At 75.4% G+C, this 11,962-nt stretch carries 11 protein-coding genes; 4 read left to right on the top strand and 7 right to left on the bottom strand.

From position 1 onward, the window contains the following. Window positions 1-68: 68 nt before the first annotated feature. The 3 genes from HCN52_RS16000 to HCN52_RS15990 form a co-directional block, all read right to left on the bottom strand. A complete protein-coding gene (locus tag HCN52_RS16000; protein WP_168089122.1) occupies window positions 69-461 on the bottom strand; it encodes a roadblock/LC7 domain-containing protein in 393 nt (130 codons plus the stop codon). A gap of 120 nt (window positions 462-581) precedes the next feature. Next, on the bottom strand, window positions 582-2,084 hold the full coding sequence (locus HCN52_RS15995) for an ATP-binding protein (RefSeq protein ID WP_168089121.1): 1,503 nt from the start codon (window positions 2,082-2,084) through the stop codon (window positions 582-584). A gap of 308 nt (window positions 2,085-2,392) precedes the next feature. After that, a complete protein-coding gene (locus tag HCN52_RS15990; protein ID WP_168089120.1) occupies window positions 2,393-2,572 on the bottom strand; it encodes a tail-anchor membrane protein in 180 nt (59 codons plus the stop codon). A gap of 181 nt (window positions 2,573-2,753) precedes the next feature. Between HCN52_RS15990 and HCN52_RS15985 the strand changes: the two genes are divergently transcribed. After that, complete coding sequence (locus HCN52_RS15985; RefSeq protein ID WP_512700787.1) at window positions 2,754-5,630, top strand: SCO1167/SCO6262 family helicase; 2,877 nt, start codon at window positions 2,754-2,756, stop codon at window positions 5,628-5,630. Next, on the top strand, window positions 5,627-7,126 hold the full coding sequence (locus tag HCN52_RS15980; protein ID WP_209314609.1) for an SWF or SNF family helicase: 1,500 nt from the start codon (window positions 5,627-5,629) through the stop codon (window positions 7,124-7,126). The genes HCN52_RS15985 and HCN52_RS15980 overlap by 4 nt, the downstream gene beginning before the upstream one ends. On the opposite strand, the gene HCN52_RS15975 is transcribed toward HCN52_RS15980, so the two are convergent. The 4 genes from HCN52_RS15975 to HCN52_RS15960 form a co-directional block, all read right to left on the bottom strand. Beyond that, entirely contained in the window at window positions 7,041-7,844 is an 804-nt protein-coding gene (locus HCN52_RS15975) for an SGNH/GDSL hydrolase family protein (protein ID WP_168089119.1), read from the bottom strand. The genes HCN52_RS15980 and HCN52_RS15975 overlap by 86 nt on opposite strands. Before the next feature lie 248 nt (window positions 7,845-8,092). Continuing rightward, a complete protein-coding gene (locus HCN52_RS15970; protein WP_168089118.1) occupies window positions 8,093-8,896 on the bottom strand; it encodes an SAM-dependent methyltransferase in 804 nt (267 codons plus the stop codon). A 70-nt stretch (window positions 8,897-8,966) separates the two neighbouring features. After that, on the bottom strand, window positions 8,967-9,203 hold the full coding sequence (locus HCN52_RS15965) for a DUF397 domain-containing protein (RefSeq protein ID WP_168089117.1): 237 nt from the start codon (window positions 9,201-9,203) through the stop codon (window positions 8,967-8,969). A gap of 3 nt (window positions 9,204-9,206) precedes the next feature. Further along, window positions 9,207-10,073 carry a Sco1979 family transcriptional regulator gene (locus HCN52_RS15960; protein ID WP_168089116.1) on the bottom strand — a complete coding sequence of 289 codons (867 nt, stop codon included), beginning with the start codon at window positions 10,071-10,073 and terminating at the stop codon, window positions 9,207-9,209. Window positions 10,074-10,208: 135 nt separating this feature from the next. Here HCN52_RS15960 and HCN52_RS15955 point away from each other — a divergent pair, with 135 nt between their 5' ends. Next, entirely contained in the window at window positions 10,209-10,664 is a 456-nt protein-coding gene (locus HCN52_RS15955; protein ID WP_312876725.1) for an ATP-binding protein, read from the top strand. A 226-nt stretch (window positions 10,665-10,890) separates the two neighbouring features. Further along, complete coding sequence (locus tag HCN52_RS25500) at window positions 10,891-11,208, top strand: SGM_3592 family protein (protein WP_245175192.1); 318 nt, start codon at window positions 10,891-10,893, stop codon at window positions 11,206-11,208. Window positions 11,209-11,962: the final 754 nt, after the last annotated feature.

The raw sequence follows: 11,962 nt of genomic DNA, 5'->3' as shown, positions 1-11,962 counted from the left end.
GGCGGCGGCCGTGCCGACCGGCACGGCCGCGCGGGACGGGCCGGGGGCGCCGCCGCGGTGAGCGCGGCTCAGGCGCCGTCCCGCACGGCGACACCCATGTGCTCCCCGACCTTGGCCACGAGCAACTCGGTCTCGTAGCCGAGTTGGGCGGTGTCGGTCTCGCCGCCGGTGAGCACCGCCAGGGCGCTGCCGTCACCGGCAGCCGCGACCAGCAGGACGCCGTCGTCGAACTCGATCATGGTCTGGCGGACGCTCCCGCTGGCGAACTGGTCGCCGACGTTGCGGGCCAGACTGTGGAGGCCGGACGCCACGGCGGCGAGCCGCTCGGCGTCTCCCCGCGGCAGTTTTCTGCTCGTGGAGGTGACCAGGCCGTCGCTGGACAGCAGCAGGACGTGACGCACACCCGGAAGACGTTGCGTCAGATCGTCCAGCAGCCAGTCGAGTGTGGTGCTCAGTGCCATGGCTCAGCTCCCCAGATTCTTCGGGCTACCCCCGCCCACAGCCTTCCCCACACCGCTGCCGAGAGCAACCTCTCGGACACGCACTGGCTGAACCGCGCACGATTCGGGGCCAATCCGTGCCTACGCGGACAGTGAGGCGTCATCGCCGACCCCGTTTCGGCGGGGTTCGGACACCGTGAGCAGGGCGGTCGGTACGACGACCTCGACGGTGAGGCCGGCGTTGTCACTCGGCAGGAGGTCGATGCGCACACCGTGCCGGGCGGCGAGCCTACCCGCCACGAACAGTCCCAGCCGACGGTCCTCCCCCGGCGCCGCCACCGCGGCGCGCGCCAGTCGCTCCCGGGCCTCGGTCCGCGCGGCCGCGTCCAGTCCCGGGCCGCGGTCCTCGATCCGGTAGGCGTAGCCCAGGGGGTGGTGGTGACCGGTGACGCGCACCCAGGTGTGGGTGGGAGAGTAGCGGGTCGCGTTCTCCATGAGCTCGGCGAGCACCCGCGTCAGGTCGCCCGCCGCACGGCCCGGCAGGGCGGCGCGGGGCGAGGGGCGCACCTCGATCCGCCGGTAGTCCTCGACCTCGCACTGTGCCGCCCGGGCCACCTCCTCGACGTCCACCGCACCGCCGTGGGGGCCGTCGTCCGCGGGGGCGCCGCTGTCGGCGAGCGTGGCGAGGAGGGCGGCCTGCCGACGCGCCCGGGTGGCCAGGTGGTCGAGGCGGAACAACTCGCCGAGCGCGGCCGGCTCGGTGGTGCGGTGCTCCATCTCGTCCAGCTGGGAGAGCTGGAGCTCGGCGAGGTGCCTCCCCCGCTGCGCGAGTCGAGCCAGCGCGGGCCCGAGGTCGTCGGAGCCGGCGGCCCGGGCGGTCGCGGTGTCCCCGATCCCCCGCAGCGCGGCCCGGTGGACGGTGCCCAGCGCTGCCCGCACCCCCTCGAGCGGGTCGTCGGCCCGATGGTGCCCAGCGGGCGCCTGCGCCGACGCGTCCACGGTGCCGCCCGCACGGGCCCGACGAGCAGCGCTGGGCAGTCGACGGCGGGCGATGTCGAGCGCCTCCTCCCTGATCTCGCCCAGTTCCCCGCGCAGCCGGGCGGCGGCGCGCAACGACAGCGCGACGGCCGTCGCGACGAGCAGCAGTGCGAGCAGCAGCGCCGTCGCCCCGCCCGGCCAGGGTCCGGCTTCGGGGGCATCGGCGCCGTGGGCGAGCTTCCCGGCGCGGTCATGGCCCGCCGTGAGGCCCCGGTGGCCCGGGTCCTCCTCGGCGTGGGGCTCCGGCGCGGAGCCGGCGGGCGCGGCCGGGGCGAGGGCGAACCGCTCACCGGCGGTCTCCGTCGTGCGGTCACCGCCCGCAACCCACGTGAGGGCCGCCGCCTCGGCGAGCCGGACGCGAGCCACGGCGGGGAGGGGGTCGGTCCGGTCCCCCGCCGGCAGCAGGGCGTCCAGCCGGGCGATCGGGGCGGTGGGCGCGTGGTCGGCGTGCACGGCGGCACGGTCCGCGGCGAGGTGCTCGACCGTCGCGTGCACCAGGTGCGCGCTGAGCAGGGTCAGGGCGGCAAGCGGCGGGACCAGCAGGGCGATGAGATGGCGACGCAGGCTGCGGCGCGGGGTGCGTAGCGGGGGCGGTGTGTCGGTCATGGGGTGGCGTGGCTCCCGTGCTCCGGTGGCGCGCTCGCCGGAGTGGGCATCCGGCGCGTGGGGCGGCGTGCCTGGTGGGCGCGTCGTTCCCGGACGCTAGCCGGACCGGAGTGACCGTTTCTGCAGCTGTTTGCGGCTGGCCGGAAACTGGCGCGGAGGCGGTTACCAATGATCGCGGCCGATCGCCCAGCGCACGATGTTGCGCGAAGACGACCGCGCGTGTCGCACGCCGGAGCGCGGGCGGGGCGCGGACGACAACGCGCCCCGCCCGGCCCGTGGGGCCGGAGGGGGCGCGGATCGGCCAACCGTCAGCGCAGTTCCTTGCGGGAGACCCGCCGCAGCCGCCGCCGCTGGGAGGGGTCGAGCGTCAGATAGGCGACAGCCGGAACGCCGAACATCACCACTGCGGCGATCCAGAAGTTGGTCAGCCACCACAGGACCAGCCCCACGGCCACGCCACCGACCGCGATCTTCGCACCATTGGACATTTCGCTCTCCTCTCCCGGCGGGCGACCCCCGCACACTGGTGAGGACGTCCTTCCCCGTGCGCCGGTTGCCTACCACCTCTCTCCCCCACCCTCCCACGTCAGTGGCGCGCCGCCGCGGCGGCGGTGCGGTACGGTCGGCCACCGTCCGCCCCCGCCCTCCCGTGAGGAACCCCCAGCCGCCGTGTCCCCCTCCCCTTCGCCACCCGCCGGGACCGCACGCACGCGGCTGACGTCCGCGCAGCTCGCCGCTCTGGTGGAGTGTGCGGCGGTCCCGCTCCCCGCCGACCCGCCGCGGCTCTCCGAGATGGCCTTCTGGCGGCCCGACGGTTCCCCGCCGCTCGCCGACGCCCCCGACCGGGGCTTCACCGATCTCTCCGTCGTGCTGCCGGCCGACGGTGGCGAGGACGGCGAAGTCGTCGTACGGCGGGTCCGCGCGCTGCGGCTGCCGGTCGGCGATGCCGTGCCGGTGCTCACCCGGGCGCGGGCCTCCGGTGAGGGAGCGGCAGCCTACTGGGGACACGCCGTCCTGCTGGCGCTGCAGCTCGCGGCCCGGGGCAGACTGCTGCCGGGGATCACCGCCGGCGACCTGGACGCCTGGCGGCTCGGGCCACTGGACGCCGAGGACGTGGACCGGCTCGACGAACTGGCCCGGGCGATGCCGCCGCACGCCCACGCCGTCCTGCTGCCCGCGACGGACAGCGCCCCCCGGCTGCCCGCCCCCGCCGAGCTGCTGCGGGAGTTCCTCACCGCCGTCGCCGACGGGCTGCCCCGCTCCCCGGCCGCCGCGGCGGCGGCGGGCGGCCCCGCGTTCGCGGCGCGTGCTCCGCAGCGGCTCTCCGGGCACCGCGAGTGGTCCGACACCGTGGCCGCCGGTCATGACGCCGGCGTCGGGCTGTCGCTCCGCGTCGAGGCGCTCGGGCCACCGGAGGACCCCGCCCGCCGCCTGGTCGCCGTGCTCCAGGCCCACAGCCTGGGCGACGCGGGACGGGTGACGGACGCGGCACGGCTGTGGGACCGCTCCCCGCCGGCCGGGTTCGGCGCGGCGGCCGGGCGGCAGGCGCTGCTGACGCTCCGACGGGCGGCCGCCGCCTGGCCACCGCTCGACCAGCTGCTGCGGGCACCGGTGCCGGACACCCTGGAGTTGTCCGAGGAGGAGACCGCACAGCTGCTCGGTGCGCCCGCGACCACGGCGCTGGCCGCCGCGGGCGTCGTCGTCCACTGGCCGCGCAGCATGGTGCGCGGTCTGACCGCGCACGCCGAGGTGGGTCCCGGACGGCGGGAGGCCGGCGCACCGCCGTCGCTGCTCTCCCCCGACGCGCTGCTGCGGTTCGACTGGCGCTTCACTCTCGACGGGGAGCAACTCAGCCGTGAGGAGCTGCACCGGCTGGCCGAGGCGGGGCGCCCCGCCGTCCGGCTGCGGGAGCGATGGGTCCTGGTCGACCCCGACGAGGTGCGGCGCGCCCTGGAGCGCCGCGACGCGGAGATCGGGCCCCTCGCCGCGCTCCGTGCGGTCCTGACCGGCAGCACCGGCGAGGGCGCCGAGGCGGCGGAGGTGCGGGCCACCGGCTGGCTCGCCGCCCTCCGGGAGCGGCTGACGGACCGGGATCGCGCCCCGGCGACGCCGCTGCCGCACCCACCGGGGCTGGACGCCACGCTGCGGGGCTACCAGCAGGAGGGCGTCGCGTGGCTGCACCGTATGACCTCCCTGGGGCTGGGGTGCGTCCTCGCGGACGACATGGGGCTGGGCAAGACGCTCACCCTCATCGCGCTCCACCTGCACCGCGCCTCGCTGCCGGACGCCCCGGGCCCGACGCTCGTGGTCTGCCCGACCTCGCTGCTCGCCAACTGGGAACGCGAGATCGGGCGGTTCGCGCCGGGCACCGCCGTGCGCCGGCATCACGGCTCCGCACGCGACCTGGCCGACCTGCCGGAGGACGGCTTCGTCCTCACCACCTACGGGACGCTGCGACGCGACGCCGAGCGGCTGGCGGGGGTGCGGTGGGGCCTGGTGGCGGCCGACGAGGCGCAGCACGTGAAGAACCCCCGCGCCGCCACCGCCCGGGCGCTGCGCTCGGTGCCCGGCGCCGCCCGGGTGGCGTTGACGGGAACCCCCGTGGAGAACAACCTGACCGAGCTGTGGGCGTTGCTGGACTGGGCGACCCCGGGACTCCTCGGCCCGCTGGCGACGTTCCGGTCCCGGTGGGCGGAGGCGGCGGAGAGCGGGGAGGACCCCGAGGCCGCGCGACGGCTGGCGTCGCTGGTGGGGCCGTTCCTGCTACGTCGGCGCAAGGCGGACCCGGGCATCGCCACGGAACTCCCCCCGAAGACGGAGACCGACCGGGTGGTGGCGCTGGGGCCGGAGCAGCTGGCGCTGTACGAGGCGGTGGTCCGTGAGGGACTGGACGCGATCGCCGGGGCGGACGGCACCGCACGCCGCGGACTGGTGGTGAAGCTGCTGACGGCGCTGAAGCAGATCTGCAACCACCCGGCGCAGTACCTGAAGGAGCAGGACCCCGTCCTGTCCGGCCGCTCCGGGAAACTGGAGCTGCTCGACGAGTTGCTGGACACGATCCGCGCCGAGGGCGGCGCGGCCCTGGTGTTCACCCAGTACGTCGCGATGGCGCGGCTGCTGGAACGCCACCTGGCGGATCGGGGCACGCCGACCCTGCTGCTGCACGGCGGCACGCCGGTGCGCCGCCGGGAGGAGATGGTCCGGACGTTCCAGGACGGCGGGGCACCGGTGTTCCTGCTGTCGCTGAAGGCCGCGGGGACCGGGCTCAACCTGACGCGCGCGGAGCACGTCGTGCACTACGACCGGTGGTGGAACCCCGCCGTCGAGGAGCAGGCGACGGACCGCGCGTACCGCATCGGTCAGGACCGGCCGGTGCAGGTCCACCGGCTGATCGCGGAGGGCACGGTGGAGGACCGCATCGCTGCGCTGCTGCGGCGCAAACGCCGGTTGGCGGACGCGGTGCTGGCGGGCGGGTCGGCGGCGCTGACCGAGCTGGACGACGCGGAACTCGCGGAACTGGTGCTGCTGCGGAGGGAGGACGCGTGAGCACGGAGGAGGAGCGACCGGTCGGCACAGGCGAGGGGGAGGCGGCGCCGGAGCGCGTGTTGGCGCCGCTGCCCGCGCCGGCCGGACGCGCGTTCACCGCGTCCTGGTGGGGGCGGCGGTGGGTGGCGGCGCTGGAGGACAGCGCGCTGGATTCGGCGCAGCTCGCCGCCGGGCGCCGGTCGGCACGCCGCGGAGCGGTGGGCGCGGTGCTGGTCCGCCCCGGCCGCGTGACCGCGGTCGTCTCCGGGCAGGACGGGGCGGCCCACCGGGCCGATCTGCTGCTGCGCACCTTCGAGGAGGCCCAGTGGCGGCAGCTGCTGAACGCGGTCGCCGCGGAGGCGGGTCGCATGGCAGCGCTGCTGGACGGGGAGATGCCGCCGGGCCTGGTGGCCGACGGGGAGTCGGCCGGCGTGGACCTGCTGCCGGGCATCGGCGACCTGGAGCCGGAGTGCGGCTGCGGTGCCTGGGACCACTGCGAGCACACCGCGGCGCTCGGCTACCAGATGGGCAGGCTGCTGGACGTGGACCCGTTCCTGCTGCTGTTGCTGCGCGGGCGGGACGAGCATGCGGTGGCGGCGGGACTGCGCCCGGTGGAGCGGCGGGACGCGCCGGACCGGGAGGCCGACCCGGTCGGCGTGGAGGCGCGGGCGGCGTACGCGGCACCGCGGGTGCCGCTGCCGCCGCTGCCGCCACGCCCGGCACGGGGCGGGTCCGGCCCCACGCTGCCGCCGGAGACCTCGCTCGGCGGCGTCGACGCGGCGGGGTTGAACTACCTGGCGGCGGTCACCGCACGCCGCGCCCGGCACTTGCTGGAGCGCGCCCTCGGCGAGGCGGGCGGGGGCGACCCGCGTCGCCCCCTGGCCGGGCGGGGGCCGGAGGGGCCGGGGGACACAGCCGCGGTGGTGGACCCGCTCTGGCAGGACGCCGCGGCGATGGCCTCGGCGGTGCGACCGGACGCCGGGGTGGGCGACCGGCTGGCCGCGGGGTGCGGCAGGACGGCCGCGGAGCTCGCGGTGGCCGCGGCGGCCTGGTCGTGCGGCGGCGCGGTCGCACTGGCGGTGCTCGAGGCGGCGTCCGCGGCGGATGCCTGGCCCGGGCCGCGGACGGACCCGGTGGACGCACCGGAGGCGTGGGAGGAGGCGGGCGGCCGGCCGACGTGGCACCGGAGCGGTGGGGTGTGGACGGCGGACGGGGAGGACGCCCAGATCCGGTACGGCCCGGACGGTCGCTGGTGGCCGTACGCGCGGCGCGCCGGAGATTGGTGGCCGGTCGGCGGGGGTGAGTCCGGCCCGGCCGCCGCGCTGGCGGTGGCACGGCCCGCCGCTGCGGAGATGGCGTCGGACGCCCCGTCGGGGGCGCAGCCGGGGCCGCGTCCGGGGCCGACCGCGGCGTGGGGTCGGTGCTCCCCGGTCAGGCGAGACCGGCGAAGACCGGCAGGTAACCGCTGCCGTGTCCGGCGGCAGTGGGGTGGTAGGAGTTGCCGATGGGGAAGGTGACGCTGTGGAGCCAGGGGCTGGACGAGCAGATCTCGTGACCGCTGAACGCGCCGCGGACGTCGCCGTAGCTGAACCCGTGGTCGGCGGCGCGCTTGGCCGTCACGTCGCTGAGGGTGTCGGCGGTCGCGTTGATCGCCGTCCGCGCCTGCTCACTCAGCCCGACCATGCAGGAGCCGTTGAGCTGGTACATGCGCGGGTAGCCGAGGACGACGACCCGGGCCTGCGGGGCTCGCGCGGTGATCTCGCTGTACACGGCGTCGAGTTGGGCCGGCAGGTTGTTGTTGATGTAGTTGTTTGCCTGACCCATCCGGTTGACGCAGGAGGCGGTGGACTGGAGCACGCACGTCTGCATGGCGTCGGCGAACCCGGCGTCGTTGCCGCCGATGCTGATGCTGACGAGGGTCGTCGAGGAGTTCAGCGGGCCGAGCTGTCCCGAGATCACGTCGCCGGTGCGCGCCCCGGAGCAGGCGGTGAAGTGGAAGGCCGACGGTCCGTTGGCGTCGGCCCAGCGCTTCGGGTACGCGTTGTTGCTGCGGCGGCAGTCGCCGCTGCCGGAGTCGTAGGAACCGGCGCCGACGCCGGAGGAGTAGGAGTCACCGAGGGCGACGTAGACCTCCGCCGCCTGAGCCTCCTGGGCGGACGCGGTTGCGGGGATGACGGACACGCCGAGAGCCAGAACCGCGGTGGCGGCACCGGCGAGAAGACGACGGAGCTTCATCAAGCCTCCTGAACAGGCTGTGTGGGGGTTACCTGCTGTGTTACCAGCTGGTAACGCATCTGAGAAGTGTCCATGCCAAACTTTCTCGGCCAACACACCCTCAGGAACGACACAGAACCAGACAGGTGACGCATTGTCGGCGGGCCCGTTCGAGACGCACCCGGTTCCCGACACGCTCCCGCGACGCGGGCGACGACTCCCCGGACCCCGTCACCCGCGCCGCCACCCCCGGGCAGCGGCGCTCGCCGTCACCGCTTGACGGCGAGCCCGCCGTAGACCGCCACCCGACCGTCGTCCTCGTTCGGCTCCCGCTCCGGCCGCCAGTGGGACACCTGGACCACACCGGGCTCCTCCAGTTCGAACCCCTCGAAGAGGTCGACAACCTCCTCCCGGGTGCGCAGGCGCAGCCCGGCCGTGGCCCGCGCGTAGATCTCGGCGCCCCGCTCCCCCACCTCGCGGGGGTGGAAGTCGGCGGTGGCGTGCGAGATCACCAAGCGGCTGCCGGGCACCAACCGCTCGGTCACCGACCGCAACAGCCCCTTGGGGTCCTCGGCGTCGGCGACGAAATGCAGCACCGACACCAGCAGCACCGCGACCGGCTCGTCGAAGTCGATCAGTCCGCCCAGCGTGTCGCTGCCCGTGACGGCCGCCGGGTCGCGCAGGTCCGCGAGGACGAACCCGGTGCCCGGGGTGGAGGTGAGCTTGGCGCCGGCGTAGACGGAGACGATGGGGTCGTTGTCGACGTACACCACACGCGCCGCTGGGTCGACCGCCTGCGCGGCCTCGTGCGTGTTGGGCGAGGTGGGGATGCCGGTGCCGATGTCGAGGATCTGGCGGGTGCCCGAGCGGACGACGTCCGCGACGACGCGCTGCAGGAAGTCGCGGTTGGCGCGCGCGCTGCGCCGCACGTCCGGGGTCGCGGCCATCACCTGCTCGGCCGCCGCCCGGTCCACCTCGTAGTTGTCCTGACCGCCCAGGTAGTAGTCGTACATCCGGGCCGGGTGGGGGCGGCTGGTGTCGATGCTCCCGGCGGTGGGGCCCTGTTCGGTCATGTCGGCTCTCTCTCGTCGGCGGGGTGGTGCCAGGGGGCGAACCGACGACCGCGGGGCGCCCCCTGGTGGATCAGACCAGCAGGAAGTCGGCGTCCCCCGCCTTCACCCCGGCGATGAAGCGCTCCATCTCGTGCGGGGTGTAGATGAGTGCCGGGCCCTCCGGGTCGGTCGACTGGCGCAGCGCCACGCGTCCGTCGCGCAGCCGCATCGCCTCCACGCAACTGCCGCCGTTCCCGCCGCTCCAGGGCTTGTGCCATCCCTCCGTGCCGAGCAGCGCGGCGGGCATCCCGTTGTATATGCGATCCATGGTTCAGATCTCCTTGCGAAGTTCGCCGAGCAGCGACTCGGTTCGGTGCACCGGCGCGGCCTGCGCGCACATGCGGTCCAACGCCTCCCGGAAGACCGACACGTCGTCGCGCTGGTCGTAGTAGGCGGCGCCGACCAGGCTCTCGGCACAGGCGACGTCGGACAGCTCGGGCACCGGGAACCGGAAGAGGTGGAAGGGACCGTACATGGCGGGGTGAAGCCCCGCACCGAACGGCATCACCTGCAGGCGGACGCGCGGTCGCCCCGAGGCCGCCATGAGGTGGTCGAACTGCTCGCGCATCACCCGGGGTTCGGCGACGGCGCGGCGCAGCACCGTCTCGTCAACAACGCCCCAGAACAGCGGCGGGTCCTGCCGATCCAGCAACTGCTGGCGGGCCAGACGCAGTTCGACCAGTCGGTCGACCTCGGCCGCGGCGGCCCGCGGCATCCCGGCGCGAAGGACGGCTCGGGCGTAGTCGGCGGTCTGGAGCAGCCCGGGGACGTAGTGCGGCTCGTAGGCGCGGATCTGCTCCGCCTCGGCCTCCAGACTGACGAAGGCGCTGAACCAGCCGGGCAGGACGTCGCGGTAGTGGTGCCACCACCCGGGGCGGTTGGCCTCCCGGGCGAGCCGGAGGAATCCCTCGATCTCGTCCGCGTCACTCACTCCGTAGAGGCGCAGCAGCTTCTCCACGTACGGGACCTTGAGCCCCACCTGCGCCTTCTCCATGCGGCGGACGGTCGCGTGGGTGACGTCCAGGTGCTCGGCCGCCTCCTCGAACGTGGTGCCCGCCTGCTCCCGCAGGTCCGCCAGCCGCCGCCCGAGGACCACCCTGAGTGCCGTCGGTGCACCGCCGGGCCGACTGCCCGGCACTACCGTCGGTCCGCAACTGCCGTCATGCGGAGAGAGCTTGCCACGCGGTCGTGCGATGCGACAGACCGAACCGGCCATTCTGCAAATGACAGACTGCCTCTTGCCGTACGTGGGCCGAACAACCACAGTAGGACCGTGGCTTCCTCCTTCCACGCTCAGCCCCTGGAGCGCTCCGACACCCTCACGCCGTGGAGCGCCCGGACCCGCTTCCTCCTCCCGGCGGTCGACACCGCCGTCTCCGACGCGCGAAAACGGACCCGGAGCCAGCTCTGCGAATGGCGCACGCCGCAGGAGACCAGCGACACCGCGCAGCTCATCGTCTCGGAGCTCGTCACCAACGCGCTGCGCCACACGGCGAGCCGCTCCGTCGGCTGCGAGCTGCGCGTCAGCGGCACGCTGCTGCGGGTGGCCGTCATCGGGGAGGGCGCCGGGCCCCGGCGCGGTCCGGCCGTGGCGACCGACGAGGACGAGGGCGGTCGCGGCCTGCTGCTGGTGGTGGCGCTCTCGCTGGGATGGGGAGTGCGGCCCACCGACGCCGGCCGGTGCCACGTGGTCTGGGCGGACCTGCCGCTGGTGGCCGCGCCCGCCTGACGCCGGCCCGTGCCCGGGGTGACCGGCGCACCGGCGAGCCCTGGGGCGTGCGAGGCGACCGGGGGTCGCGCGGCAGCCCCGTCCGCGCCCTGTGTCGGCTACCGTTGCAGTGGGTGAGGGCGGCCGGGCCGCGGACCGCGCTGCCGGTCACCACCGCCGCAGCAGGAGCACGCGGCAGCCGCGGAGCCCTGCTCCGGGCGCCGCACGAGGCCGAGGGAGGCAGGCCATGGGGACCGAGCCGCACGACCGTGACGAGCCGCAGCGCGACGACTGGGACGACCTGGTGCTGGACGAGAACTTCGTCCGCGGGGCAGAGGTGAACGAGCCCACCGCGCGGACCCGGATGCTCACGGAGCGCTGGAAGAACGAGGCGCCGGCACCGCAGCCCTGGCGGTCGGACGAGCCCCCCGCGGGCTGGATCCACAGCACCTCCCCGAAGCAGGAGAAGCGCGAGAAGCGCGAGAAGCGCAAGCGCCGCGGCGGGAAGCTGCGCGGCCTCTTCAGAAGACGCAAGGACGACGGCGGCACCGACGCAGCGCGGTGAGCGCCGACGGACGTACGACGGGCCCGGGTCTCCCCCGGGCCCGTCGTGCGTCCGCAACTCCGCAGCGGGACGGCAGGGTCGGGCCGGGCCGGCGGGGCCGACTCCGGCCCCCGCTCACCTCTCACGCTCCGGGCAGTGCGCGCCCGGGCGCGCGCAGCCTCCCTACTCACCTCCGGTTCACCCCATCCGGGGCAGACCTGTCGGTAGTGGTCACGCGCAGCGTCACGACCCCACATCCTGCACGGTGTGAAACCCAGCCCGCCGCCCGTGTGGCGCGCCGGACCCGCAGCTCGCGGCGTGGTACCGGCGGTCGTGCTCGTCCTGTTCCTCACGACGCCCCCGGCGCCCGCCGCCGGCCTCACCGCGCCCGCTCCCCCGAGTCCGCAGGGCCCGAGCGCCCCCGTCGCACCAGGGCCCGCGACAGCTGAGCCGCCGGCGGCCCGTCAGCGCGACAGCGACCGGTGGGCCCCGATCCCCTCCGACGGCGCGGCCGGCACGTTCCCCCTCCCGCGCGACGGCGGCCGGGTGGAGATCGGCGGCCCCGGTGGTCGGGTCTCCGCCGGGATCGCGCCCGGAGGGGTCGACGGCAGGATCGAGGGGCCCCGTGGTTGCGTCAGCGGGGCGGTGACGGCGCAGGGCGTCGTCGGCCGGATCGGCCCCTGCGCCCCGGCGGAGCCGCCCGCACCGCCGGAGCCCCCGGCTCCCCCGCCGGAGCCGCCCGCGCCTCCCCCTCCCCCCTCCGCACCCCCGGCAC

The sequence above is a fragment of the Streptomyces bohaiensis genome (assembly GCF_012033785.1).
Classification (GTDB): Bacteria; Actinomycetota; Actinomycetes; order Streptomycetales; family Streptomycetaceae; genus Streptomyces; species Streptomyces bohaiensis.
The sequence above is the reverse complement of the archived record's forward strand: the minus strand, read 5'-3'. Positions and strand labels throughout refer to the sequence as shown.

What these genes read in the sequence shown, in the direction of transcription:
- HCN52_RS16000 (WP_168089122.1), bottom strand. Translation starts at nt 461, where the DNA reads ATGGCACTGAGCACCACACTCGACTGGCTGCTGGACGATCTGACGCAA.
- HCN52_RS15995 (WP_168089121.1), bottom strand. Translation starts at nt 2,084, where the DNA reads ATGACCGACACACCGCCCCCGCTACGCACCCCGCGCCGCAGCCTGCGT.
- HCN52_RS15990 (WP_168089120.1), bottom strand. Translation starts at nt 2,572, where the DNA reads ATGTCCAATGGTGCGAAGATCGCGGTCGGTGGCGTGGCCGTGGGGCTG.
- HCN52_RS15975 (WP_168089119.1), bottom strand. Translation starts at nt 7,844, where the DNA reads ATGAAGCTCCGTCGTCTTCTCGCCGGTGCCGCCACCGCGGTTCTGGCT.
- HCN52_RS15970 (WP_168089118.1), bottom strand. Translation starts at nt 8,896, where the DNA reads ATGACCGAACAGGGCCCCACCGCCGGGAGCATCGACACCAGCCGCCCC.
- HCN52_RS15965 (WP_168089117.1), bottom strand. Translation starts at nt 9,203, where the DNA reads ATGGATCGCATATACAACGGGATGCCCGCCGCGCTGCTCGGCACGGAG.
- HCN52_RS25500 (WP_245175192.1), top strand. Translation starts at nt 10,891, where the DNA reads ATGGGGACCGAGCCGCACGACCGTGACGAGCCGCAGCGCGACGACTGG.